General features: G+C 49.2%; 30 protein-coding genes and 1 riboswitch. Of the genes, 19 read left to right on the forward strand and 11 right to left on the reverse strand.

Annotated features, from left to right (window positions below; translation table 11 throughout):
- The first annotated feature begins 10 nt into the window (after positions 1 to 10).
- A riboswitch (molybdenum cofactor riboswitch) is annotated at positions 11 to 153 on the forward strand.
- From moaA to J0M34_05445, 7 genes are all read left to right on the forward strand, one after another.
- Positions 141 to 1,118, forward strand: a complete 978-nt coding sequence (moaA, locus tag J0M34_05415; GenBank protein MBN8543685.1) for a GTP 3',8-cyclase MoaA — start codon at positions 141 to 143, stop codon at positions 1,116 to 1,118. Its footprint overlaps the riboswitch before it by 13 nt.
- Positions 1,119 to 2,105, forward strand: coding sequence for a bifunctional molybdenum cofactor biosynthesis protein MoaC/MoaB (moaCB, locus tag J0M34_05420; protein MBN8543686.1), 987 nt, complete (start codon positions 1,119 to 1,121; stop codon positions 2,103 to 2,105).
- Complete coding sequence (locus J0M34_05425) at positions 2,105 to 3,361, forward strand: molybdopterin molybdotransferase MoeA (GenBank protein MBN8543687.1); 1,257 nt, start codon at positions 2,105 to 2,107, stop codon at positions 3,359 to 3,361. Before moaCB ends, J0M34_05425 begins: the two co-directional genes overlap by 1 nt.
- Positions 3,346 to 3,600 (forward strand): hypothetical protein, encoded by a 255-nt coding sequence (locus J0M34_05430; protein MBN8543688.1) that lies wholly within the window; start codon positions 3,346 to 3,348, stop codon positions 3,598 to 3,600. The genes J0M34_05425 and J0M34_05430 overlap by 16 nt, the downstream gene beginning before the upstream one ends.
- Positions 3,601 to 3,602: 2 nt before the next feature.
- Positions 3,603 to 4,055, forward strand: coding sequence for a molybdenum cofactor biosynthesis protein MoaE (locus J0M34_05435; protein MBN8543689.1), 453 nt, complete (start codon positions 3,603 to 3,605; stop codon positions 4,053 to 4,055).
- Complete coding sequence (locus J0M34_05440) at positions 4,027 to 4,605, forward strand: molybdenum cofactor guanylyltransferase (protein MBN8543690.1); 579 nt, start codon at positions 4,027 to 4,029, stop codon at positions 4,603 to 4,605. The genes J0M34_05435 and J0M34_05440 overlap by 29 nt, the downstream gene beginning before the upstream one ends.
- Positions 4,602 to 4,928 (forward strand): hypothetical protein, encoded by a 327-nt coding sequence (locus J0M34_05445; GenBank protein MBN8543691.1) that lies wholly within the window; start codon positions 4,602 to 4,604, stop codon positions 4,926 to 4,928. Before J0M34_05440 ends, J0M34_05445 begins: the two co-directional genes overlap by 4 nt.
- Here the strand turns inward: J0M34_05445 and J0M34_05450 are convergent.
- Positions 4,925 to 6,037: a ThiF family adenylyltransferase gene (locus tag J0M34_05450; GenBank protein ID MBN8543692.1), complete on the reverse strand. Its 1,113-nt coding sequence runs from the start codon at positions 6,035 to 6,037 to the stop codon at positions 4,925 to 4,927. The genes J0M34_05445 and J0M34_05450 overlap by 4 nt on opposite strands.
- Before the next feature lie 89 nt (positions 6,038 to 6,126).
- Here J0M34_05450 and J0M34_05455 point away from each other — a divergent pair, with 89 nt between their 5' ends.
- Together J0M34_05455 and J0M34_05460 are read left to right on the forward strand one after the other, a co-directional pair.
- Positions 6,127 to 6,678: a hemerythrin domain-containing protein gene (locus J0M34_05455; protein ID MBN8543693.1), complete on the forward strand. Its 552-nt coding sequence runs from the start codon at positions 6,127 to 6,129 to the stop codon at positions 6,676 to 6,678.
- 5 nt (positions 6,679 to 6,683) lie between these two features.
- Positions 6,684 to 7,421: a sulfite exporter TauE/SafE family protein gene (locus J0M34_05460; protein ID MBN8543694.1), complete on the forward strand. Its 738-nt coding sequence runs from the start codon at positions 6,684 to 6,686 to the stop codon at positions 7,419 to 7,421.
- 3 nt (positions 7,422 to 7,424) lie between these two features.
- On the opposite strand, the gene J0M34_05465 is transcribed toward J0M34_05460, so the two are convergent.
- Both J0M34_05465 and J0M34_05470 read right to left on the reverse strand, forming a co-directional pair.
- Entirely contained in the window at positions 7,425 to 8,072 is a 648-nt protein-coding gene (locus tag J0M34_05465) for an amidotransferase (GenBank protein ID MBN8543695.1), read from the reverse strand.
- Positions 8,073 to 8,382: 310 nt separating this feature from the next.
- Positions 8,383 to 8,979 (reverse strand): hypothetical protein, encoded by a 597-nt coding sequence (locus tag J0M34_05470; protein MBN8543696.1) that lies wholly within the window; start codon positions 8,977 to 8,979, stop codon positions 8,383 to 8,385.
- A 374-nt stretch (positions 8,980 to 9,353) separates the two neighbouring features.
- On the opposite strand from J0M34_05470, the gene J0M34_05475 reads away from it, so the two are divergent.
- A complete protein-coding gene (locus J0M34_05475) occupies positions 9,354 to 9,728 on the forward strand; it encodes a hypothetical protein (protein ID MBN8543697.1) in 375 nt (124 codons plus the stop codon).
- 273 nt (positions 9,729 to 10,001) lie between these two features.
- Here the strand turns inward: J0M34_05475 and J0M34_05480 are convergent, their stop codons facing one another.
- Positions 10,002 to 10,523: a rhodanese-like domain-containing protein gene (locus J0M34_05480; GenBank protein ID MBN8543698.1), complete on the reverse strand. Its 522-nt coding sequence runs from the start codon at positions 10,521 to 10,523 to the stop codon at positions 10,002 to 10,004.
- Between the two features lie 23 nt (positions 10,524 to 10,546).
- Positions 10,547 to 10,831, reverse strand: a complete 285-nt coding sequence (locus J0M34_05485) for a winged helix-turn-helix transcriptional regulator (GenBank protein MBN8543699.1) — start codon at positions 10,829 to 10,831, stop codon at positions 10,547 to 10,549.
- Between the two features lie 102 nt (positions 10,832 to 10,933).
- Here J0M34_05485 and J0M34_05490 point away from each other — a divergent pair, with 102 nt between their 5' ends.
- The 8 genes from J0M34_05490 (at position 10,934) to J0M34_05525 (ending at position 19,905) form a co-directional block, all read left to right on the forward strand.
- The gene (locus J0M34_05490; GenBank protein MBN8543700.1) at positions 10,934 to 11,290 is read left to right on the forward strand and encodes a carboxymuconolactone decarboxylase family protein; all 357 of its coding nucleotides are present in this window, start codon (positions 10,934 to 10,936) and stop codon (positions 11,288 to 11,290) included.
- Positions 11,291 to 11,301: 11 nt separating this feature from the next.
- On the forward strand, positions 11,302 to 11,481 hold the full coding sequence (locus J0M34_05495; GenBank protein MBN8543701.1) for a DUF2892 domain-containing protein: 180 nt from the start codon (positions 11,302 to 11,304) through the stop codon (positions 11,479 to 11,481).
- 44 nt (positions 11,482 to 11,525) lie between these two features.
- Complete coding sequence (locus tag J0M34_05500; GenBank protein MBN8543702.1) at positions 11,526 to 12,929, forward strand: cytochrome ubiquinol oxidase subunit I; 1,404 nt, start codon at positions 11,526 to 11,528, stop codon at positions 12,927 to 12,929.
- Positions 12,922 to 13,944: a cytochrome d ubiquinol oxidase subunit II gene (gene cydB, locus J0M34_05505; GenBank protein ID MBN8543703.1), complete on the forward strand. Its 1,023-nt coding sequence runs from the start codon at positions 12,922 to 12,924 to the stop codon at positions 13,942 to 13,944. Before J0M34_05500 ends, cydB begins: the two co-directional genes overlap by 8 nt.
- Positions 13,945 to 14,565: 621 nt before the next feature.
- Positions 14,566 to 15,036: a hypothetical protein gene (locus tag J0M34_05510; GenBank protein ID MBN8543704.1), complete on the forward strand. Its 471-nt coding sequence runs from the start codon at positions 14,566 to 14,568 to the stop codon at positions 15,034 to 15,036.
- A 184-nt stretch (positions 15,037 to 15,220) separates the two neighbouring features.
- Positions 15,221 to 15,844: a hypothetical protein gene (locus tag J0M34_05515; GenBank protein MBN8543705.1), complete on the forward strand. Its 624-nt coding sequence runs from the start codon at positions 15,221 to 15,223 to the stop codon at positions 15,842 to 15,844.
- Positions 15,834 to 18,848, forward strand: a complete 3,015-nt coding sequence (locus tag J0M34_05520; GenBank protein MBN8543706.1) for a hypothetical protein — start codon at positions 15,834 to 15,836, stop codon at positions 18,846 to 18,848. The genes J0M34_05515 and J0M34_05520 overlap by 11 nt, the downstream gene beginning before the upstream one ends.
- Positions 18,849 to 19,179: 331 nt before the next feature.
- Positions 19,180 to 19,905 carry a Crp/Fnr family transcriptional regulator gene (locus J0M34_05525; GenBank protein ID MBN8543707.1) on the forward strand — a complete coding sequence of 242 codons (726 nt, stop codon included), beginning with the start codon at positions 19,180 to 19,182 and terminating at the stop codon, positions 19,903 to 19,905.
- Here J0M34_05525 and J0M34_05530 read toward each other — a convergent pair.
- Both J0M34_05530 and J0M34_05535 read right to left on the reverse strand, forming a co-directional pair.
- Entirely contained in the window at positions 19,902 to 20,324 is a 423-nt protein-coding gene (locus J0M34_05530) for a hypothetical protein (GenBank protein MBN8543708.1), read from the reverse strand. The two genes, J0M34_05525 and J0M34_05530, sit on opposite strands and share 4 nt — an antisense overlap.
- Before the next feature lie 2 nt (positions 20,325 to 20,326).
- Positions 20,327 to 20,947: an OmpW family protein gene (locus J0M34_05535; GenBank protein MBN8543709.1), complete on the reverse strand. Its 621-nt coding sequence runs from the start codon at positions 20,945 to 20,947 to the stop codon at positions 20,327 to 20,329.
- A 126-nt stretch (positions 20,948 to 21,073) separates the two neighbouring features.
- Here J0M34_05535 and J0M34_05540 point away from each other — a divergent pair, with 126 nt between their 5' ends.
- Positions 21,074 to 21,316: a YdcH family protein gene (locus J0M34_05540; GenBank protein MBN8543710.1), complete on the forward strand. Its 243-nt coding sequence runs from the start codon at positions 21,074 to 21,076 to the stop codon at positions 21,314 to 21,316.
- Here J0M34_05540 and ccoS read toward each other — a convergent pair.
- The 4 genes from ccoS to ccoG are packed head-to-tail and all read right to left on the reverse strand — an operon-like array spanning position 21,313 to position 25,434.
- Positions 21,313 to 21,474 carry a cbb3-type cytochrome oxidase assembly protein CcoS gene (ccoS, locus tag J0M34_05545; GenBank protein MBN8543711.1) on the reverse strand — a complete coding sequence of 54 codons (162 nt, stop codon included), beginning with the start codon at positions 21,472 to 21,474 and terminating at the stop codon, positions 21,313 to 21,315. The genes J0M34_05540 and ccoS overlap by 4 nt on opposite strands.
- Positions 21,471 to 23,624: a cadmium-translocating P-type ATPase gene (gene cadA / locus J0M34_05550; GenBank protein ID MBN8543712.1), complete on the reverse strand. Its 2,154-nt coding sequence runs from the start codon at positions 23,622 to 23,624 to the stop codon at positions 21,471 to 21,473. Before cadA ends, ccoS begins: the two co-directional genes overlap by 4 nt.
- Complete coding sequence (locus J0M34_05555) at positions 23,621 to 24,058, reverse strand: FixH family protein (GenBank protein ID MBN8543713.1); 438 nt, start codon at positions 24,056 to 24,058, stop codon at positions 23,621 to 23,623. The genes cadA and J0M34_05555 overlap by 4 nt, the downstream gene beginning before the upstream one ends.
- Positions 24,055 to 25,434: a cytochrome c oxidase accessory protein CcoG gene (gene ccoG, locus J0M34_05560; protein ID MBN8543714.1), complete on the reverse strand. Its 1,380-nt coding sequence runs from the start codon at positions 25,432 to 25,434 to the stop codon at positions 24,055 to 24,057. Before ccoG ends, J0M34_05555 begins: the two co-directional genes overlap by 4 nt.
- Positions 25,435 to 25,436 lie beyond the last annotated feature (2 nt).

Genomic DNA, 25,436 nt, shown 5'->3' on the forward strand with positions numbered 1-25,436 from the left:
CTTTCCTTTTTACCCTTCCATCATCCGAAGCCTGAAACGCCTAACGGTTGGCATGTCGCTGACTCAAGGATTTTAGGCCGTGGGCATAAGCTCACCGGGTAGCGGCGGAAACGCCTCTGCCTCCCGCGTTTGGAAAGGATATGAAGGTGTTGAAGGATTCATTTGGGAGGAAATTCCCCTATTTAAGGCTGTCCGTGACGGAAGTGTGTAATTTCCGCTGCACCTATTGTCTGCCCAATGGCTACCAGAAAACTGACCGTGATTTCCTGACGCTCCCTGAGATCACCCGACTTGCAACGGCTTTCGCCGAGCTTGGCACACATAAAATCCGACTGACGGGAGGCGAACCAACGGTGCGGAAGGATTTGACCCAGATTGCACGCGCCGTCAGTAGCATTTCGGGTATTCGCACCGTGGCGCTCACCACCAACGGCTATAACCTGAAAGAAAATGCCAGAGCCTTCCTCGATGCGGGCATTAATGCGCTCAATGTCAGCGTCGATAGCCTCAATAGCGAGCGGTTTCACGCCATCACCGGGCAGGATAAGCTCGCGCATGTGCTGGAGGGTATTGAAGCGGCAAAAACGGCAGGTTTCACCAATATCAAGATCAACTCGGTGCTTCTCAAGGAAGTCACTGATCATACATTGCCTGAATTCCTGTCGTGGATTAAGCGAGAGGCGTTATCTGTGCGCTTTATTGAGCTGATGCAAACGGGTGAGAATCTGGCTTTTTTCAAGCAGCATCATATCAGTGCAAACGTCATTATTCAGCAGCTCTTAGAGCATGGGTTCGTGCCAGAGCTTCGCAAGCCAGATAGTGGCCCTGCGCAGGAATTTACCCATCCTGACTATGCCGGGAAAATCGGCATCATTGCGCCATACTCCAAGGATTTCTGCAAAAGCTGCAATCGCCTGCGCGTTACCTCACGCGGCAAGCTAATGCTCTGCCTGTTTGGCGAAGGCGGCTACAATCTACGCCCATATTTACAAGCCGATGACCAACGCGAAGAACTCATTGATGCCATTGCTTCGGCGCTGCATTTCAAACATGAAACACATTATTTACAGCAAGGAATCACCGGCTCCACGCCGCACCTTGCGACACTCGGAGGATAGATGAAGCCTAGTTTTCAAATGATCGATGTCGGGAACAAACCCATTAAGCACCGCATTGCTGTTGCTAGTGGTGAAATTGTCGTCGGGGCGGAAGCCTTCGCGCTGATTCGTGATCGCAAACTACCTAAAGGCGATGTGCTGATGCTGGCGGAAATTGCTGGCATTCAGGGGGCTAAAAAGGCCTACGAGATGATCCCTCTCTGCCACCCGATGGGGTTGGACATGGTGCGTGTTTTCACCGAACTCTTGCCCGAAGTGAATGCCGTGTGTGTGTTTTGCGTGGCCTCGGTGCATGCCAAAACGGGCATCGAGATGGAAGTGCTTGCGGGAGTGAATGCGGCGCTGCTCACCATCTGGGATTTGAGCAAGATGATCGAAGCGAATCTAGCCATGCGCGAGATTAAACTGCTTGCCAAAAAAGGCGGAAAATCTGGCCTGTGGCTAAACCCTGCTGGCGTTCCAGATTGGGTGCTGGAACTTGTGAATCCGCCAGTTGCAAAACTGCTGGCTGGCCGTAAAGCCGCCGTGCTTACCTTAAGTGATCGCGCCGCGAAGGGCGAATATGAGGATGTTTCGGGCGCGACACTCAAAGCCGCATTGGAAGAGGTAGGGTGCAGTATTTGCGATTATCAAGTTATCCCTGACGATAAGAATGGCATCGTCGCCACGGTGCAAGAAATGGTGAAGCACCATGCGCCACATCTGCTTATCACTACGGGCGGCACGGGTGTTTCACCCCGCGATTATACACCCGAAGCCTTGTTGCCGCTGTTCGATAAAGTAATCCCTGGCGTAGGAGAATTGCTGCGAAACGATGGCGCACAGTACACACCACTTTCATGGAGCAGTCGCGCTGTCTCTGGCATTATCGGCTCTACGCTGGTCATCACGCTTCCGGGTAACCCAGCTGCTGTCAGCGAAAGCTTAAGCGCCTTGTTGCCGAAACTCATTCCACATCTCATCCGCATTTCAAACGGAGAAAAATAATGATTTCATACGAAGAAGCATTAAAGATTATCACTGGCCAAGCAGGCGCGCCAAAGGTGCAGCAAGTTCCACTCATGCAGGCATTTGGAAAGATTGCAGCTGAGGACGTGACAAGCCCGATGCAGGTGCCGAGCTTCCGTAATAGCGCGATGGATGGATTCGCCGTGTGCGCGCTTCAGCTCGCAAGCGCCAGCGAACAAAGCCCCGTGACCTTAAAAATTCAGACGGCTATTGCTGCAGGAGATGTGGCTTCTGTCGGACACACGGAGACTGCCGCGCAGATCATGACAGGCGCTATCGTACCAGAGCCATATGACGCTATTGTGCCGGTGGAGATGGTGATAGTGAATGGCGATACGGTGACATTCACCAGACCTGCGCGCACGGGCGATCATGTGCGGTTTCCGGGTGAGGACGTGACGAAGGGTCAGTCAGTTTTGCGCCGTGGCGAGGCCATTGCGCCAGAAACGATTATGCTGCTCTCCAGCTTGGGAATCACGGAAGTGGCGACTACGCACACGCCAAAACTGCATATCCTCAGCACGGGTAATGAAATCACGGATAATTATGCGACGCCGCTGCAAGGCGCACAGATCTACAATTCCAACGCGCCGTATTTGCTGGCAGTAGCCGAGCAGCAAGGACTGGAAGCACAATATGAAGGGATTGTGCGCGATGATCCTGCGCTGTTCGAGAGTAAAATTGCTGCGATCAAAGAACCCGCGATACTCATCAGCACGGGCGCGGTCTCTAAGGGAGTGTGGGATTTTATCCCTGAGAGTTTGAAGAATATGGGGGCGACGATCCACTTCCACCGCGTCAACATTCGCCCTGGAAAGCCTGTTTTGTTTGCAACGCTGCCAAACGGCAGCTTCTATTTTGGCTTGCCAGGGAATCCGATTTCAGCGGCGATTGGCTTTACCTTCTTCGTGATGCCTCTAGTGCGCGCATTGCAAGGCCTGCCTGATGCTCCGCTGCTCATGGCCACATTGGAAAACAACTTCACCAAGAAAGGTAACTTTCGTCAATTCCTGAAAGCATCAGTCTGGCTGGATGAAGCGGGTAGCTTGCGTACAAATATCAGCGATGGTCAGGAGTCCTTCAAGATCCGCCCGATGGTAGCAAACAATGCGTGGGTGGTGCTGGAGGAAGGAAAGACGGCGGTCAACGCGGGTGAGCGTGTATCCATCGTGCTGTATGCCGCATTAAAAACAACGGGTTCTAACAAGGATAAAACACTATGTCAGGCAGCATAACCCTTACCGTGAATCTCTTTGGTGCGTTTCGTGGGCATGAAAATGGCAAGCCACTCACGCTCAGCCTGCCGTATGGCGCAACGCTGGTTGAGGCACGGTGCGCACTTAAGGCCGCGCTTCATAACCATCCGTTGATTGATGATTCGGCGCTGGCCGATGAAACGCAGATTCTGCCCGAAGATGCCGTGTTTGAGCGCGATACCCAGCTTGCCATTCTGCCCCCCGTGTGCGGAGGCTGACGATGACACAATCCATCTATACGGGCATCAGCGAGGAAGCGCTTTCCATCCAAAAAGCCGCCGATTTTGTGCATGCGGCAGAAAATGGCGCACTGAATATGTTCGTCGGCAAGGTGCGCAATCACAATATGGGCAAGGCCGTGAATGCGGTGAGTTACGATGTATTCGCACCGCTGGCCTGCAATGTGTTTCGGGAAATCTGCGCGGAAGCTAAAGCTGAGTTCAGCGAACGCTTGCGGCTTTATATCGAGCATTACAAAGGCAAGTTGGAAATTGGTGGCATTAGCGTCATCATCGCTGTCGGCTCACCCCATCGCGATGAATCCTTTAAGGCCTGTCGTTACCTGATTGAGCAACTCAAAATCCGCGCCCCCGTATGGAAGCAGGAGCATTATATGGATGGCGATAGCGAGTGGGTAAAAGGCCATGCGCTTTGTGGACATCACCATGGATGACATCGCTGCAGTTATTCTGGTCGGCGGCAAGTCCTCACGCATGGGGCAAGATAAAGCATTACTGCCCTATAAAGGAAAACGGCTGGTGGATATAGTGGCGGACAGTATTCGTTCTGCGGGTGTATCGCGCGTTTATGTGAGCGGTAAAATCGCAGATTACCCAAGTTTTCCTGATCTGCTTTCAGGATGTGGGCCTGTAAGTGGTATCTGTTCCTGCATTCTAAGGTTATCGATGAATTACAAGCGACTGCTTTTCGTTCCGGTAGATATGCCTCACCTGACAGCAGACGTGATTCGGCTGCTTGTTGATTGTCCTGCACATAAGCCGCACCACATGGAAGGACATCCGCTTCCCTGCATTATTCCGACCGATGAAACGGTCATACGCCATGCCGATAGCTGTATTCAGGAGTTGGTGAAGAAAAGAAAATTGTCTGTAAAAGAATTTTTGGCTGGTCTGAAAGCAATATCAGTGCCGCTACCAGAACAAATGCAAAAAGCGCTCACCAATACCAACACGCCCGAAGAATGGCAGGAGGTCATCTCATGAATCTACGCATCAGTGAAGATCAGCTTCGCTTTCGCATCACGCAAGGCGAGACAGAACTTTTAATGCGCGACGGTTTATTGGCATTTTCGCTTAATCTCGGGGAGCAGACCGTGGAATATTCGGTAGTGCTAGCAGAGATGGAGCAGACTTTGACATTAGACGTACAAAAAAATGCATGGAAGTTGATAGTGGACCGCAAAGACTTCGCTCTTTTTTTGGCGTCGCTTCCATCGCGCGAGGGGATCGAACAAGCGGTTACAATGAAGGGTGTTCGACTCACGGTGGTGCTAGAGGTGGATGTACGACGCAAACGTGCAGCTTAGGCAAGTTCACCTTTCCAACGCACAATACCGCCGTTGATATGAGCAACATTTCTGAAGCCCAGCGCGATAAGATGTGAAGCTGCCGAAAAGCTGCGTATGCCGTGCTGGCAATAGACAATCACGGGAGTGTCCGAGGCAATATCGCCCACCGAATCTTCGTTGGATAGCAAGGTGCCAAGTGGAATATGTAACGCCTTTGGAATTCGGCCTGAAGCCAGCTCATGTGCTTCACGTACATCAATAAACACGGCTTTGCTTATTTGGTTTGCAGCATCCTCTGCACTGATATTCTTTACATTTGATTTTGTCGCGCAACTTTCCTCCGCTTGCGTGAGAAGAATATCGTTCGGATCACGGGCACATGCGGAACATTGGTGACGTTTGCGCAATATGAGGGTCTTTGTTTGCATGGTGCGAGCATCCAGTATCCAAAGCGTACCAAGCAGTGGCTCCAAATTCTTTTCTTTGCACCACTTCAGCCCCAGTACCATTTTAATGGCTTCAAGCGCCTGCACGGTTCCGGCAATGCCCGCCATTGCGCCAATCACTCCCGCTTCGGCGCAGTTGGGGATATGGCCGCCGGGTGGTTTGGGATACAGACAACGATAGCACGGCCCATGATGATTTTCCCCCTTGGCCCAAAACACCGACACCTGCGCCACAAAACCAAGTATCGAACCATAAACTAGTGGCTTACCAAACTTCACGCAGGCATCGTTAATTAGGAATTTGCTGCTAAAATTATCCGTGCCGTCGATGATGACATCATAGTTTTGTATTAATGCTTCCGCATTTTCTGGGATGAATCGCTGGTGATACGCCTCAATCTGGCACTGCGAATTCAACTCGGCCAGTGCCGCCTTCGCGGCTTCTACCTTCGACTTTCCCTGATCGGTTTCCTTAAACAACACTTGCCGTTGTAGGTTGCTGATATCCACCATGTCATCATCCACCAGCCCGATTCTGCCAATGCCAGCAGCGGCCAGATAAAGCAAGGCAGGCGAGCCAAGACCTCCCGTCCCGATGCACAGTACTGAGGCGGATTTCAGGCGTTCCTGTCCTTCTTGTCCGATTTCGGGAAGGACGGTTTGTCTAGCGTACCTTAGCATACGCAAAACATAGACTACGCGTGTTTGATTTGGGATTGATCTAGGTCAATCCCGTAAAAGATAACTGCTCATAGTCTGTAAAAAAACGTATGGAGGAATGGATGTCTATTACAGAACAACCACCCAGTAAAACAGATTGGAGTAGGGCAAGCACTAAAGAACTGATTGCTCATGTATTAGATCGTTATCATGTCCGGCATCGCGAACAGCTTCCGAAATTGATTCATTTGGCCGAGAAAGTGGAACGCGTGCATGCCGCGCATCCTGACATTCCTACAGGGCTGGCTCTGCATTTGACCAACATGCTGCAAGAACTTGAGGGCCACATGCAAAAAGAGGAGCGAATTCTGTTCCCGATGCTTATGCGTGGTCAGGGCGCTATGGCGACGGGGCCAATTTACGTTATGGAATCGGAGCATGTTCAGCATATGGAAGCATTGGAAAAAATGCTGATGCTTGCGCATCACCTACGGTTGCCAGACGACGCATGTAACAGTTGGCGAGCATTGTATTTGGGTGTTGGTGAGTTGCGCGATGACCTGATGGAACATATCCGCTTAGAAAATGATATTCTCTTTAAACAGCAAGCCAGCAGTAGCGAAAACAGATGCTGTGGCGGATGCGGCGGTGGGGTACACTAACGGTTATGGAAGAATTATCACTTGCCGCGCTCATTTTTGTTGCTGCCGCGCTTTATTCCTCTGTGGGACATGCCGGTGCATCGGGCTATTTGGCGGCAATGGCGCTTTTAGGGCTTGCACCTGAAATCATGCGTCCTACTGCGCTTGCACTAAATGTGCTGGTGGCATCGATTGCCATGTATCGTTATACGCGCGCAAAGCAAAACGATATTACGTTGCTGGTGCCTTTCGTTGTCACATCCATTCCTTCCGCCTTTGTTGGGGGGATGATTCATGTGCCAGGCGCGTTCTACAAACCGCTGATCGGCATCATATTATTGCTCTCGGCAGTTCAATTGCAGCGGACTGCAAGGCAATCGAAACAAAAAGATCGAACTGTTAAGCGCCCGCCGCTGGCGGCGGCACTGGCTACCGGCATGGGGCTTGGTCTGCTTGCCGGGTTAAGTGGCACTGGCGGTGGTATTTTTTTGAGTCCGCTATTACTGTTCATGGGCTGGGCTCCAACACGGCAAGTATCGGGAATCGCCGCTAGCTTCATTTTGGTAAATTCCATTTCTGGCTTGCTTGGTAATGTATCCTCGATTCAGGCGTTGCCCTCAGCGCTTTCGTTATGGGCGATAGCTGCACTTGCTGGAGGATTGCTCGGCACGCATTTTGGGACGCGCACGCTCACCGTACCCGGCATCCGCACCATGCTTGCCTTGGTGCTGGTGATAGCAGGTGGTAAGATGCTGTTTACCTAAGAGTTAAGCAGATACCCAGTTATCCAGAAGTTGGAACAAAGCTCGTTTCGTATTCAACTCTGCTGCATGTGCCAGTAGCGTTTTTGCAGATTGAATCGTTGCGCTTACAACAAGCTCATGCCCACACGTATTAATTATCTGCCGTATAGCCGGCTCATCCATTTCCAGATGGAACTGCAAGCCCAGAACACGCTTTTGGTATAAAAATGCCTGATTGTCGCAGGCATGGCTGCTCACTAACCTTATGGCTCCAGAAGGAATTTCAAACCGATCTCCATGCCAGTGCAATACAGTCATTGTATGATTCAACCCGCCCAGAATGGGATGATCAACTCCTTCATCGGTTGTGGCAACTGGAAACCAGCCGATTTCCTTAGTCTCCATTGGCGCAACACGTGCATCAAGAACGGATGCAATTAGCTGAGCGCCAAGGCAAATACCAAGTACTGATTTTCCAGCCTCAATAGCCGCTTTGATATGCGCTTTCTCCTTTGCAAGCCATGGGTAATCTTTTTCATCATATATACCCATCGGGCCACCCATAAGAATCAGGGCATCGTAGCTTTCTAAATCAGGGATTTCCCAGTCTGGTTTATAAAACGCCGTGCAATTGGAGACGCAGCCACTCCGCTGCATCCACTCACGGATCATGCCTAATCCTTCAAATGCTACATGCTGGAAGTAATGAATTCGCACAGTTCTTTAGCTCGCGTGATCAATTGTTTTCCGGCCATCTTTAATTAATTTGCGTACATGTTTGTCAAAAGCTATCGCTTCCTTTGTATACTGGCCATGCTTAAGGGCATTCTGATTCTTTTTAGGTGCGCCGCTGCCTGCTGCCCCTCCATGCATCCTACACCGCCTCTTGCCCTGAACGGCGGGTGAAGAACAGGAAGTGCCTTTACGGGTTTTGGCGCCGCACCGAGGGCTTGCTAACATTCCCTGAGTATTGCGCGTATGGTTACTTTTTCCTCTTGGCATTTTTGACAACAGTTTTTGATGAAGCAGGAGAGGTGACAGCGTGGCCATCTATAACCAGTGTATCATGGTGCGTTATAGCTGGGGTAGCACTCGATTTGTTGAGGTTCCCAGATTCGATATTCCCCACGATAGCTTGACCGCCTGGTGCTATGTTGACATGCTCAATGACGACCTTCTGGTCGCTTTTGCCACGGTGTTTATTGAGGGCCTTCATTTGTTCAAGATATAGCCTAAGGAGTTTCTGGGCATGATTCAGCGCCATGTTCCGTCCTTCAAATGTTTGATTTTCTAGCGCAGCGCGCCGTATGCATTCCATCGCTGAATTGTGAGTCGCAACCATTTGTGCAGCCAGCACTCCTTCGAGCCCGTCCTTAGGTGCAATCTCTCTTAAAGTGGCTATTGCAGCTGTAATGACTTTGTCACGCTGTTCTTTGCCTAAATATTCAGGAAGAAATAATGATTGGATGACTTGGTTTAGTAGTGCAGTGCTGAAGTTCGAATTATCAGATCCGCTGATGGGTCTGTAGCTGGTCTTTGATACTGGAGTTTTTTCAGATTCTGGTTTGCTCTTTTTCATGCCTGCCACATCTCATTGATTCTCATGGGAAAAATACAGCAATTTTATAGTAAAGGGAAGGATGATTATATACTGTGTAAGGGGTTGTTTTATAGATTTCGCCTCTGGACCTACCCCAGGTCAATAACGACTCGTACCTTAGGAAGACATCGGTGGATGCGCGCCCCCGCAACCAACTAAAAAGCCCCTCACGGGGCTTTTTCAGTTTTGGGCTATAATGCTGGTGCTACCGTGGTGCTACCTTTTAATTAGCTCTTTTAGCCTAACCTCATAATTCTAGATGTAAGCTCAACTGTAACATTCTATGTATTTATTCCGAGTATTTGCTGTAAATATGCGGAGTTAAGCGTTTCCCGCTACCATTGGCATGTGCCTTGTTACTCGCAATTGTACTGATGTTATATACGCATAATGATGTACGCTTCCTCAAAATGCGTATTGATACATCAGCTTGGAGAACATGGCTGCCCGCGATCATTGCTTCGCTTTATGCTTGCAAGCTAGCTCTTATATCCCATGCGCTTTATACTGAGCGTCACAGCGCTACATCAAAGCGCACCATAATCAGCGCATTATTGATCCTTGCATTTATTCCAGCTTTATTTTTCCTAACAAAGACGCCTTGGCTGCACATGCTCTTTTTAGCGCCTGGCCTTCTTCTCTTGATGATGTCAGCTGCTTATGTTGGCACTAAAGTTGATGATATGACCTACTGTACCGTTATAATCAGCCTTGGAATAATGCGTTAATAAACATTATCGTTTTACCACAATATCGCCTTGTTGACCTTTGCAAGAAAGCTGGACGACGAGCGCGGGTGGCTCTAGGGCTTGGTCAGACTTAAAGTTTGAGCTAAATCGCGCCCTCACAGCCTCGGGATTTTCTTTGAGAGCAAGACTGAGTGAGCCTCAAGAACAACTTCTAAGTTCAAGCTAAATCGGGTCCCTGCTGCCTATATAAGTGACTGGCCAAATCTAAAATAGGGTGCGGGCTACCATTTAGCGGGTGATAGGTTGCCTAAGCTATTTCTGATTCCAAGGCATCTTGGCCATGATGCGCGCAAGCCCGCAGAAACCTGTGAGACCTGCGACAGTCAATCCGGCACCAATCACGCCTGTGAGCAGGAACCATAATGGGGAAAACACAGTGCCAAGAATGCTTCCTGCTATCAGCAGTAAGCCAATTGTCAGTTGCACCTGCCTGTCCAAAGGCAGGAAGGATTTACCGGAAATCACTACCATGAGTCCAGCCGCGTTCCATGCATCGATGCCGCCCTCAAGGTTGTAAATCTCAAGGGAGGGGTCCTCGGTGAGTAGTTTTTGGCAAGCTGAACCACCGCGTCCACCTTTGCGACAGTGGATCACCAGCTTTTTACCTGCGTAAGGTGGAAGCGCTGATTTACTTACACTGCCAAGCGGCAACAGTGTTGCACCCGTGATGTTCTCTGCCGCATGTTCTGCGGGTTCACGCACGTCCACCAGCACGGCTTCGTTAGTGTCCATCCATGTCTTTAGTGTTTTCGCGTCGATGGATCTGAGTGCCATAATGTTAGAATCCTCTAAAATAATCACGCTTTGCGGCAATAGATGAGATGCAGCACCGAAAGCAGCGCCTGCGCCTCCATGCTGCAAATACGGTAATAGACCGAGAGCCCGCGCTTATCGGATGCAACTAAGCCAGCTTCGCGCAACTTTGCAAGGTGCTGAGAGAGTGCAGATTGTGATAATCCAACAGATTCAGCGAGTTCTCCGACCGTTCTTTCACCCGAAACAAGATGGCAAAGTACCATTAGGCGATTGGCGTTGGCGAGCTGCTTCAGCAACAACTCTGCCGCTGCTGCATTCTTTTTCATCTGCTTCATATCGAGAGAGTTTGCTGCATTCTTCATGTTGACATTGTATTAGTAGTTGCTAACATAGTCAAGGCAATCATTCGTCAACCTATAAAGGAATTTATGACCAAATCTTACCCCGACATCACCAAGCGCATTAGCAGCAACATGAAGGTATTACGCAAGGACATTGCAGATACTATGCAGGGTTTTTCCGCGATGGCACAAGCCGCCACTAAAGACGGTGCGCTCGATAAAAAGACCAAGGAATTTATCGCGATGGCGATTGGTGTTTCTACGCGCTGCGATGGTTGCATTGGTTTTCACACAGAGGCGCTGGTGAAGTTGGGCGCAACCCGAGAGGAATTCGAAGAAGTGTTGGGCATGGCCGTTTACATGGGCGGCGGACCATCACTGATGTATGCCGCCGATGCCATGCTTGCCTACGAACAATTTTCTGCTCTCAACAACCCCGCTTAATGGAGATTTCTATGAAATGTAATGTTGGAAAAACGGATCGCACCCTTCGCATCATCGCAGGCCTTACTATTATCGGCTGGGGTGTGACCACAGGAAACATCTGGGGCGCGATTGGCATTGTGCCCCTACTTACTGGCATCATCCGTTGGTGCCCTGCTTATGTACCTCTCAACATCTCGACGGATAAATAAGATTCTATTATAAGACACTAAACTGTATAAGCTGGAGATAATGAATGTTTGATCTTGACCCACTGTTACTTGCCCGCATCCAATTCGCATTTACGGTCAGTTTCCACATCGTGTTTCCTGCCTTCACCATTGGATTGGCAAGCTTTCTTGCGGTGTTGGAATGGCGTTGGCTAAAGACAGGCAACGACCTTTACCGTGATGTCTATAAGTTCTGGGTCAAGATTTTTGCCGTGGCGTTCGGCATGGGCGTGGTATCGGGTGTGGTGATGTCTTACCAGTTCGGCACCAACTGGTCGATTTTTTCCGACCGTGTGGCGAATGTCCTCGGACCATTGCTTGGCTTTGAAGTATTAACCGCCTTCTTTTTGGAGGCTTCTTTCCTCGGCATTATGCTCTTCGGCTGGGGGCGCGTTAGCAAACGGATGCACTTTGTAGCAACCTGCATCGTGGCAGGTGGTACCTTGATGTCAGCCTTCTGGATTTTGTCAGCCAATAGCTGGATGCAGACGCCGCAGGGCTTTAGCATTGCCGAAGATGGCCGCTTGATGCCGACTGACTGGCTGGAAATCATTTTTAACCCATCCTTCCCGTATCGCTTCGCACATATGGTTACAGCGGCCTATCTTACCACAGCGTTTGTGGTAGGTGGGGTTGGGGCGTTTTATTTGTGGAATAAACGCCATGTGCCACAAGCGCGTATTATGCTAGGAATGGCGGCGATTATGGCTGCGCTGGTTGCGCCTACGCAATTATTCATCGGCCACATGCACGGCGAAAATACGATGGAACATCAACCCGCTAAAGTAGCGGCAATGGAAGGTAATTGGGAACACCGCAAAGCTGCGCCGCTTTATCTGTTCGGCTGGCCGGATCAAAACGCTGAGGAAACCAAATATGGCATCGCGATTCCCGGTGGAGCCAGCTGGGTGCTGACGGGTGATGCGAATGGTAAAATCCCTGCGCTTAAAGACTTCCCGAAAGAAGATCGTCCTCCTGTAGCATGGGTGTTTTGGAGCTTCCGCGTGATGGTAGGATTGGGAATGCTGATGATTTTCATCGGTGCTGTCAGTGCCGTACAGTATTTTAGAGGTAAATTATTCACCACACGCTGGCTGCAAGGTTGGTGGATGTTGATGATGCCGACTGGCTTTATCGCGCTGCTTGCAGGCTGGTTTGTCACTGAGATTGGCCGTCAACCGTGGACGGCCTATGGCATCATTCGCACGATGGAATCTGTATCACCTGCTATTCTGGGTCCGCAGGTGGCGTGGTCGTTGCTAGCCTTCGTGGTGATGTACACATTCGTGTTTGGTGCAGGTAGCTATTACATCCTTAAACTCATAGGCAAAGGCATCCCTGCCGCAAATGATAAAGAACAATTCTATCGCCATAGTATTGAGGCAACCGTGACGGAAGCAGCCACGGAAAAAGGAGGCACCCATGTTTGATTTTTCCGCCACGATTGATTTGCCACTGATCTGGGGATTATTGATAGCCACCGCAATTTTCCTCTATGTGCTGCTCGATGGGTTTGATCTGGGAATCGGCATTCTGTTTCCATTCGCACCTTCCGACAAATGCCGCGACCGTATGATGAACTCGATTGCCCCTTTCTGGGATGGTAATGAAACATGGCTGGTACTGGGCGGCGGCGGGTTGTTCGCTGCATTCCCGCTGGCTTATTCGGTGCTGATGCCAGCGTTTTATATTCCCATCATCGTTATGCTGCTTGGCCTTATCCTGCGCGGTGTTGCCTTTGAATTCCGCTTCAAAGCGAATGAACGTGATCGTCGCTTGTGGGATTATGCGTTCCATTACGGCTCGCTTTCTGCCGCGTTTTGCCAAGGGATGATTCTTGGTGCATTCGTGCAAGGCGTGGAAGTGGATGGTCGCAACTTCTCTGGCGGACCATTTGACTGGGCAACTGGTTTCAGCTTGATGACGGGCATTGCCGTGGTGTTTGGCTATGCGCTGCTAGGCTCTACATGGCTGGTCATGAAAACCGAAGATGTCACCATGGAATGGTCGCGCAAAGTGGCCTCTTATGTATTGGGTTTTGTCGGTATTTTTATGGGGCTGGTGAGTATCGCCATGCCATTCATGAACCCACAAATCAAAACCTTCTGGTTCAGCACGCCGAACATTTACTACCTGCTGCCGATTCCGCTTATCACCGCTGGCCTTTTCCTGATGGTATGGCGCGACCTGCACCGCAGCAAGCATGAATACCGCCCATTCCTTGCCAGTATCGGTATTTTTCTGATGGGCTATCTGGGGCTTGGTATCAGCATTTTCCCGTGGATCATCCCCTTTAGCTATTCCATCTGGGACGCAGCCGCATCGGGTCCCGGTCTATCCTTGATGTTAGTTGGCGTCGCTCCATTGCTGCCACTCATCCTTGGCTATACAGGTTACTGCTATTATATTTTCCGAGGCAAAAGCAGCCATGAACATATGTATTAAACGCAGTCGCGACTGGCTTAATGCCCACCCCAAAGCCAAGCAATGGGTATGGTTCATTGCCTTGTGGTGTAGTGGCCTATTCACCGTAATGGCAGCTGCGTATCCCATTAAGTGGCTGATCAGGAGTATGGGCTAAGTCTAAGCCGCTCTAGGTAGGTATCGTCTAACTACAATATCGCCCTGCTGCCCCTTTATAGGAAGCTGGACGATGAGGGCGGGTGGCTCTAGGGCTTGGTTAGGCTTAAAGTTTGAGCTAAATCGCGCCGCCGCGACCTCACAACTTCTCGGGAGCGCTAGCTTTATTCAACCTTAGCGACCTATTCAAAGTTCAAGCAATATCGGGCGGTGCACATAGCGCATATTGTTGTTTTGTTAGAAAATAATTCTAAACAACCAACACTTGCTTTCTATAAATAAAGCCATGCATTCCAAATATGAACAGCTTTCTATTGCCCCCGATAACATTCAATTATCGGAGTTAATTTAACGTGTTGCGTGGGTGATTTTTATGCTTTTTCAGCATCAAATTAATAGGAAATAGGCAAATAAGGCGCTTGGCATAAGCGCGCAGGCACAGTAAAAATCTAATAAATAAAATAATTATTTGCTCGGAAAGTTTCCATGAAGAAAATCCTGAAACGCGGACTTATTATCCTTGCTCTTTTGTTGGCGGCTTTAGTTGTTTATGGACTTGTAAGATCGCCTAGCCAATTTAGGCAGCTTGATCGCAGCATTGCGGATTTCTATGAATCTGATTCTGAAAGTGTATTACTCGCAAGCATTACAGACTTTTCTTGGGATGAGGTGTGTATTTACCCTTCATATTCGTTAGATATTAGACCTTTAAAATTGCCTGAATATGAATTGATAACACCAATACCTTCTCTGAATGACGACGGAAGATGGGCTTTGTTGTTTAAGGACAGCGCAGCTAAAAAAGCCTTCTTCTACATACCCAATGTCGATTTTAGTCGGGACTATGCTAAAGATGGAGTCCAGTGCGTCAATCAATTGGCGAAAGTAATCAAAGTTAATGAAAAATATGCATCCAGCGAGCGCAATTATAAGAGGATTTGGATTGTTCAAAAATGAGGTGAATTATGAATTTCAAACTTCTTTTTAAAATATTTGCTGTCAGCGTAATCCCTGGCACGGTTATCGTTATGTCAGCACGACATTTTTGGCCAAATTCTCATGAACTAATTCATCAATGCATGATTATTATTTACATAGGAATAGTGGGCTACTTTTGGAAGAAGAGCAGAGGAGAACTATAATGAATAAAACTAAGAAACACCTTTTTTATGCTGTTTTTCTAATAGCACTCTTATGTTATGTATTGTCACTAGCTTTGATGTTTTTTCCTGAGAGGAGCTATTCTACTGGCAATGCGATCTCAGCGGTTGTGCAACTTGCTTTTGGTCAGACTCGTGTTCTAAAATCTTATGCTACCTATGCTTCATTAAATGAGAAGGCTATTCAAGATGAATGTTTAATTAAACGTCCAGAGGCGGGCGCAGCATGTGTTCTGATGTCCGAAGGGGCTGCAAATGATCTTTATCTTAGGAAATGTGGCTGGTGGTGGTTTCAGAAATGTGTTGATATTACTGCAGATCCACTTTTTCTAAAGCATCCAGAACTGCATAAAGCATTGCAGAATGTTTTACAAAACCCCTGCAAGTTTCTACCTGATAAGAACGAACTGATTAAAGAACAAGAAAAGACAAAAGGAGCGTTCCCCTATTATTCAGATATAGGCCTGTACATTAGTTACTGGCGTCAAATGGGTTGTGGCAGATTAGATGTCTCGAACATTAAAGTTATTCAAGCCTACCGCAATCAACCAGATGATACAGCCAACATTTTTACTCTTACTTTAGGAGACGCTAATGCCAGGTAGCTTAACGATTATCATTGATAATGGCGGTGCTGTTGGACACGCTTATGTTGCGCTAACTGACTCGAATGGTAACACCATTTACCGGGGATATCATCCTGCTGCTGATGGGATAATAAATGTAGATAGATTGCATGGGCTAGGTGCTGTGCTAGATGATTCGGGACGGGCGATTAACCCTAATCTGAATGTTACCCAAACCTATTCGCACACTATTTCTCTCAGCGATGAACAATTCAGCAATGTTACTGCTTATATCAATAGTGTTACAGCAAATCCAGGCGTTTATAATTTGGGTTCAAATAACTGTGCAAACTTTGTGCAGGGAGTATATGGCGCTGCTGGACAATCCGGCGACATTGGAGATTTATTTACTCCAGAACAACTAGATACCATCGGATCGATTGGTGAATATATTGATAACATATATAACCTCCTTAATTCTCCTTATGATTTACTAGTGCCTTTCGCTCTGGATGGTTTTTTGGATTTGTCTAATGAGTTGTTTGGCAACCCCCTCATTTCGCCACTTGTGCTTGATTTGGACGGTGATGGGATTGAATTGTTATCACTTGCGAATAGCCATGCGTTCTTCGACCTCGACAATAATGATTTCATGCAGCACACAGGCTGGGTAATGCCCGATGATGGGTTGCTGGCACGCGATGTAAATGGCGATGGCGTGATTAATGATATCTCGGAGCTGTTCGGTACGCAGACTACCAATGGATTCACGGCGCTGGATGCGCTGGATAGCAACAATGACAACCTCATCACTGCGACGGATGCGAACTTTGTGCAACTGCGCGTATGGCAAGATACAAATGGTAATGGCTATAGCGAAGCGAATGAACTGCACACGCTTTCGGAACTAGGCATTACGTCTATCAATCTTAATTACACGGCGGGTGGCGGCACGAACCAAGGCCACACGATTGATGGTACGAGCACCTATACTATTAATGGTAATACGCGCAGCATTGTGGATGTGTGGTTTGAGAATGACCCGACGCGCAGCTATTACGATTACCCGAATAATTTCGTGTATAACGAGGCCGTGTTCGACCTGCCCTTGTTGCATGGATATGGCACAACGCCTAATCTTTGGGTGTCGATGACGAATGATGCGACGCTGTTGGGCATGGTCAATAGTCTCGCAACTCAGAATTTCACGACATTTAATTATGCAGCTTTTCATAATGCGGTAGAAGCCATCCTGATTCGTTGGACGGGTTCGGATGATGTGGTAGCAGGTAGCCGCGGGGTTAATATCAACGCGCAGCATTTGGAGGCGCTGGAAGAACTGATTGGTAGTTCCTTCTATGATGATGTGAATGGTACAGGCACGCCTAATCCCAACGCGAATACGGGCGTAAATCTCGAAATTAACTGGAACCATTTAGTGGATGCAGTTGCAGCACGCTTGCTGGTGCAGATTGCCGATACCAGCAGCAATCACCCACTCGCATGGGCAAGCGGCATTAACTACAATTATCTGCAAGACGATTTGGTAGGCAACTTGGATGCTATGATTGACGCGCTTGCGGCGTCACAGCCATCAACCGCTGCCGCACTTCAAGATTATTGGTCGCAATGGTTGCCAGCAATCAATGTGATCTCCAATGCACTTGGCGTTACCGATGCGCAATATATTGCTGCACTCCAAGGCACCTATCTTGATACGATTAACCCACTTTCCAGTGCTCTTTATCGCTCGGAATCCTTCCAGCTTGCCACATCGGGAGCTGAACAAATATCAGGATTAATGGTCTATAGCGGCGGTGGCGCGACTGCCCCTAACCTAGTTCATGCCAATGACACGATTATTGGCGGGTTAGGCAATGATAGCATTAGCGGGTCGAACAGTGCTGGCAACGATACCTACATACATAATGCGGGTGATGGTGCTGACTCTATAGGTGATGCGGGCGGTAACGATATTCTCCAATTTGGTGAAGGGTTGGTCTATGCCGATACGACGTTCTCGCTAAACGGTAGTGTTCTCGATATCAATGTGGATGGTGTTTCGTCGGTGAGAATCGCAGGCTTTAAGCCTGGTGGTAATATCGGCAATAATATTGAAGCATTTGCTTATGCAGACGGCAACGTGCTGACGAAATACGATATTGATAATATTCTCACAGGCACCACGCCAAGTGGCCAGACGCTGACGGGCAATGCGAATGATAACTATTTCTTCGGTGCCATGGGTGCGGATACGGTTAGCGGCCTAGGCGGCAATGATTATCTAGCAAGTGGCGGTGGTAATGACCTTGTCACGGGCGGTGACGGCAACGACACGCTAGCTGGTGGTTTAGGTAATGATACGCTTTCGGGTGGTAGCGGTGACGATGTTGTTTGGGGTGGCGACGGCAATGACGCTCTCTTTGGTAATCAAGGTAGTGATACGCTCATGGGTGGCAAGGGTGCGGATGCGTTTACGATAGATCATTCGGCCACTGCGCTCACCATTGTCGATTTTGTTCATGGCACAGACGTCATCATTATTCCTCAGACTCAACGCTGTATTGTTTATCCGCTGAATCCAAAACAACTGAATGCCTCTGACATAGATTCCTTTAGTGATTTGACGATTGCACAGGTGGGCGCTGATACAACTATTACGATACCGCGCGCAGGTACTGACCTCGTCATCACACTCACGAATTTTACCGCGAGCACGCTTACCGCAAGTGATTTCTTGTTTGGCGGCGCTTCTCAAGCCAGCCTAAAGAGTGGTACGGCAAAGGAAACGTTAATCAGCTCTTATGAGAATGACACTCTCACATTCGATATTGACGCCGAGCTAGATGGTATCGGCAGTGCATTGAGCTTTGATATAATCGAAGGAGGGATGCTGGCGACTAGCGAAGTGGCTGACCTTGATGGTAGTGGCAACCTACAACTCGTGGGTGGCACAACCTTCCAACTCGTTGGTGCGATCGCCCATGGCGGCACGGTCTATGACTACTTCGGCAAAACCTATAACGACCAGTTGTTTGGGTAGTCGCGTAGATTAAGGCCAACAGACGACACCCATTCTAGGCCGCTCTAGGTGGGTAGGTACCGTTTCACCACAATATCGCCCTGCTGCCCCTTTATAGGAAGTTGGACGATGACGGCGGGTGGCTCTAGGGCTTGGTCGGGTTTAAAGTTTGAGCTAAATCGCGCCCCCGCAACCATTCTGGCGCTTTAGCGCATCCCCATTAGTCAAATATATACCCCTTACACATTCGCACACCCTAGATGGCCGTGAATCTCTAGAGAATGGCTTAGTAGCGCCCCCTAATATCAATCAACCACTAGCGTTAATTTGATTTCCGTACTAATAGAGCCGTATGAAACTTGAACGTAGTTCTTCACAGCATTTGGGTTACCACACGCTGTTTCAAAACCAGCCTGCCGTGTTGCAAGCACTTACACCGCATGTGCAAGTGAAAGCATATGAAAAGGACGATGTCGTTTTGCACCATGGCGATACGGCGGCAAGCCTGTGGCTGGTGCTCAAAGGCTGGGTGAAGCTGACGCGCCAAACACCCGATGGCAAAGAAAGCATCGTGGGGTTATGCACCGAAGGCGACATGTTCGGCGAAGCCGCTTTATTTCCCAATGCCAGTTATCCCTATCATGCCCAAATACTGACAGCACATACAGAGCTCGCGCTAATTCCTTCAGCGATCATTCGTACGCTGATTGCAGAGAATGCTGCGCTTTCAGGTACGATTATGGCGCTACTCAACCAGCGCACATCGCAAGCACAGCTCAAGTTGGAACAGATGAGCACTATGTCGGCCTCGCAACGCCTGGGGTGCTTTTTGCTACGCCTGTGCCATACGCAAGCTGATGGCTCCAAGACCCTGCAAATACCCGTTGAGAAGCATATTTTGGCGACCTATTTAGGGATGAAGCCAGAAACCCTATCGCGCAGCCAGCAGCAACTCAAGCCGCTAGGTATCACGGTTTCGGGGCATGAGATCACCATCCAAACGATCGAGAAACTGCGCGATTTCGTCTGTAATAGCTGCTCTGAATCAGGCAGCTGTGACATAGAAGAAATGGGTTAATGTTCTAGTACGTGAGCAAGTGCTTGGGTCAGCTTGCTTGTCTGTGAGTCCGAGCTAAACCACGCAGACATCAACGGATATTTAATTTCAGCAACCACTTTCTTAGAAATGGATTCGGGTAAGCATGACTGCGTCCATGCGATATCATTAGCGCTGCCTACCAATACCAGCTGCGCAAAATCCTCACGCTCGAATGCTTGAGCAAGCTGTTCTCGTAAAACGCTTTCTAACGAGTAGGCGCGCGGCGTTTGCTCTGGAACGGGTACTAAGTGCCCATTCGCTTGTTTACGAAACAACGCCATTGCGCCCTCGCACGCAGCCAACACCCAAACACTCGACGCAACACCACACCCATCACTCCTGCATTTGCCTGAACAGGCCTTGGCCGATGAGAGCGGAATGATGTCGCAGCTTGCCATGACTAAAACTTATAGCCAACGCCAACGCCGATGATCCACGGATCGATATCAACATCCGCTCGTACGCCACCTGCACCAGAGAAGTTTGCTGTAGTGCTAATAAAGACTTTCTTCACGTCCACGTTGGCATACCAATTATCTTCGAGTGGGATATCCGCACCCACCTGCAACGCACCACCAAAGCTATCATCATAATCGACGGAACTCAGTGCGCCTGCATTCTCACCATAAAAATGCGTATAGTTCACGCCGGCGCCAACATAGGGAATCACGCTATCAAACTGGTCAAAGTGATATTGCAGGGTCAGGGTTGGTGGCAACAGCCACACGTCACCCGCATCGACACCGCCACTCGTAGTGAGCTTGTGCGGAGTTACTGCGGCAATTAACTCTGCCGAAACATTTGGCGTAAAGAAATACGTCATATCCAATTCAGGAACGACACTATTATCAATTTTCACCGTGCCACCAATCGACAATGTGCTATCGACATCTGGGCGTACATTAAGGGCGCGAGCACGCACCATCCAGTCACCCTCTTTGAAATGCTCTGCAGCCAGAGCAGGTGAAGCAATGGATGAAAGGGACGCAAGGCAAACGGTGGCTAATAGAATTTTTTTCATAACTTTCTCTCGTACTTAAATTGGTGCACTACCTCTAACGAAAGAATCCTGACGCACATTGATTTATATCAAGTGCCACGGCATCAAGTGGACATAGCATGGTTCGCATCAACAGAAGGAGTCATTATGTCACTTGAAAACCATAGCCTTATCAATGAATTTCCTGAATTTCGTGCGCAGATACATACGCTAAAAATGACCAATAATCATTTCGCACGCTTGTTTGCGGAATATGACCAGATTGAACATGAAGTACATCGCATTGAAACAGGTGCGGAAGCAGCATCGGATGAGCGGATTGAAGCACTTAAGAAGCAGCGCTTAGTATTGAAAGATCAGTTGTTCGTACTGTTGAAACAAGCAGCTTAGTGATTGGGCGGCGCATCGTTCTCATCATCCCTGAGAACGCGATAAGGTGCGCCGTCAAGATCATCGAACTGGCCCGATTTCATCGCCCAAAAGAATGCCGCAAGCCCAGCAAGGCCAAGCGTAAACGCGATGGGAATGAGATACACAAGAATACTCATAGTTCATCCTTGAATAGATTAAGGCGCATTGCGTTGGCAATCACCAGCAGCGACGAGCTGGACATGGCAATGGCCGCAATCAGTGGTGTTACCATACCCGCAACGGCGAGTGGAATTGCCACAACATTATAGAGAATCGCTAGCACAAAATTTTGTTTTACCAGCGTTTGTGAGAATTTTGCCGTGCGCCACGCCGTGCAGACGGGTTGCAACCTATCGCCTTGAAATACAATATCTGCGGCATTCTGGGTGATATCCATCGCGCTAGCGGGTGACAGGGAAATGGTTGCCGAGGCGAGCGATGGCGCGTCGTTCAATCCATCGCCGATCATCAGAACGTTGGCGCCATTTGCTTTGAGCGCTGCAATTTTCTCGGTTTTTTGCATCGGCGATAGCGCGCCCTCGAAATGTTCAATGCCTAACAGCGCCGCAGTATCGCGTGTGATTTCCTGACGATCCCCTGAAAGTAAAAGCGTCTTAATACCCTGAGCATGTAGCGCTGAAATAACATTCTTTGCATCAGCGCGCAGTTGATCGGCAAACGTAAAACGAACTGGCTCTTTGCCTTCCACTGCCAACCATAATTCCATCATGCTCTGCCCATCATCTGGTAGTTGGGTTGCCCAACTACGCTTGCCAAGTTTGACGCCTTCAGTTGCAAGGCCAGCACCCTGCACTTCCTGCACCACAAATGGCAATAATGCACCATCATAAGCAGCCACCAGAGCTTGTGAGAGTGGGTGTTTACTGTGCACAGCGAGTGAGGCGGCTAGTTGTAAATCTTCTGATCTGTAAGTTTCTTTGTGCAGCAATTCTGGCTTTCCCAGTGTCAACGTACCAGTTTTGTCGAACACGGCATGGGTGATAGCAGCAAGCCTTTCTAGTGCACTACCACTTTTAAGAAAAATCCCGCGACGCATTAGGTTGCCGCTTGCCAAGACCTGTACCACAGGCACTGCAAGCCCAAGCGCACAAGGACAGGTGATAATCAATACTGTTGCCGCATAGAGCAATGCTGCTTGCCAAGGCGCATCTGTCCAGATCATCCAGCCTACGAAAGTTGCTGCGGCTAACGCGTGCACGACGGGCGTGTACCATCTGGAGATCTTATCCGCGAGTGTTACATATTTTGCCTGCGCTTGCTCGGCGGATTCCATTAACTTGATGATTTCCGAAAGCGTGGAACGCTCACCTGCTTTGGTGACACGCATGGTAATAGGTGCGGCAAGGTTAATCGTCCCAGCAAATAATGCTGCACCCACTTCTACCTCATGCGGCATAGTCTCGCCTGTGATTAGGCTGGTATCAATTTCGGATGTGCCAGTAAGTATCACCCCATCTGCACCAATTTTCTCGCCCGCAGCAATGTGTAATGTCATGCCTTCGGTTATTTCGGAGAATGGTATAGTTTGGCTTGTGCCATCAGCATTTAGTACGGTGGCAAACCCTGTCATCATCTGCAATAAATTTTGCGCAGCATTTCGTGCACGACCGCGCGCACGGGCTTCGAGATAGCGGCCGATGAGGAGAAAGAAGAGCAGCATCACCGCAGAATCAAAATAGGAATGCGTGCCGCGAGTGATAGTTTCGAACAGGCTCATGAGCGTTGCTAGAATCACAGCAACGGAAATAGGAACATCCATATTGGTGCGCCAGCTACGCAGCGCTGTCCATGCCGAGCGGAAGAATGGAATGCCGCAATAACTAATGGCGGGAAGTGCTATCGCGGCCTGTACCCAATGGAAAAGTGTGCGCGTGGCTTCGCCCATTTCTATGCTATCGCTGCTCCATAAGGGCACCGAAAACAGCATGAGATTTCCGCTGGTAAAGCCAGCAACGGCCAGGCAGTACAGCAGGAATTTCTCTTCCTTCTTCTCAGTAGTTTCTGCGGTGGACGCATCAAATGGAACGGCGCGATACCCCATAGCGCTGATCAACGAAACCCAGCTATCCCCTAGTTCCACTGCACCATCCCACACAATCCGTAAGCGCTTGGTAGAGAGGTTTAGACGCGCGTTGGTAACTGCAGCATTTTTGCGCAAAGCTCCTTCGATGAGCGCAACACAGGATGGGCAATGCATGCCTTCTACCAGCACATTTAGGCTATGGCTTCCGTCCGCCTCAGTGGTGATGAAATGCGCGCTACTCATGGCACAACGATGCGCTTACGCTGCTGATAATGCGTGCCTGCGTGCGATATATCCACCTGCACTTCCCATAGACCGTTCATAGGGAAGGCTATCGCTGTCTCTGTGCCGCTTAGCTTCACGGTGAAATCCATGCCCGATGTTGTAGGGCGAGTGATGGTTGCAGTGGCTGTCTCGGGCGTAATGGGCTTAGCATCTTTGTCGTATAACGTGAAATGCAGCATGTTATCCGTGTAACTCATGCGACTACTCCACCCTAGCGCTGCTTGCTTTTCCTCTGCGTGCACCACTGCGTTGTAAGCCAGACCCTTTTCATAGGAATGCTCGGTAACAACGCCGCTATGCGTACGAATTGCAATTGTCACCATCAGCGCATTCACGGCGGCTATGAACCCGAAGAATGCGACAAAATACCACCATACATGTCGTGCGGTCATAGACCCTCACTTACAAAGATACTGTCTTCTTGTGCTGTTATCATACTATCTGTTTCTTGAATCTGGAACATTATCTCTTGGCGTTGCTCTGTTGGCTTATGGGCCGTTAGAAACACGCGGAAATGCCCCACTGAGTTGGCGAATACAGGAAGCTCATTTGCGGAGATATCGCCGCTTGCCTGCAGGCGTATCGCCGAATCTTCAAAGCCATCCACACGCAATGCGTAGGTTTTATCTTCGTGCTGCTTGTTGATGATACTAATGTTGTAGCCATTACGCACCGATCCATCAGCAAGCTTTACAAATAGCGGGTTACGGTCGTGAATGACATTCAGTTCAACTAGTGAACGTGTCAACAAGCTATAAAGCATCAAACACCCAACAATTGAGATGATACCACCGTACCAGAACGTGCGTGGCCGCCATGGCTTAAATGGCGTCTTGTTTTCTGTATCGTAGCGAATAAGCCCTTTGGGCAGTCCAATTTTTTCCATCACATTATCGCAGGCATCAACACATAATCCGCAGGCGATGCACTCCATTTGCAGCCCCTCGCGGATGTCGATACCCATGGGGCAGACAATCACGCAGCTGTCACAGTCAATACAGTGGCCGCGCCCTTCCCAACTAGTCCCTGCCTTATGTTTGCCGCGTGGTTCGCCACGCTCGGCATCGTAGGCAATAATGAGTGTGTTTCTATCAAACATGGCGGATTGGAAGCGTGCATACGGGCACATATAGGTGCAGACTTGCTCACGCGCAAAACCCGCCATGAGGTAGGTAGAGAAAGTCAGGCCCAGCACCCATCCTCCGACACTCCACGGCACATCGAAATGTATAATTTGATCGAAGAGTGTTGGCGCATCATTGAAGTAGAACACCCACGCGCCGCCCGTCAGCAGACCAATCAATAACCATAAAATATGGGTGAGGCCTTTTTTGCGGATCTTCTCAAAATTCCATGGCGATTCGTCTAATTTTTTGCGCGCGTTTCGATCCCCTTGCACGATGCGCTCAACCCAGACAAATAAATCCGTCCACACTGTTTGTGGGCAGGCATAGCCACACCAAACACGCCCCAACAATGAGGTAACAAAGAATAGACCTACGGCAGCAAGAATAAGTATTCCCGTGAGATAATAGACTTCCTGCGGCCAGATCTCGATACTAAAGAAATACGCACGCGTATGGTTAAGATCGATAAGAATTGCTTGGTTGGGCGAGTATGCACCACGATCCCAGCGCAGCCATGGCGCGCCATAATAAATGGTGAGTAGCACCACCATCGAGACCCATTTTAGCTTGCGAAATTTCCCCCATACGCGGCGCGGATAGATCTTTTTTCGTTTAGCAAAGAGCTGTATTTTCTCTTCCATAA

It is taken from the genome of Alphaproteobacteria bacterium (genome assembly GCA_017302575.1).
Lineage (GTDB): Bacteria > Pseudomonadota > Alphaproteobacteria > Rickettsiales > UBA3002 > JAFLDD01.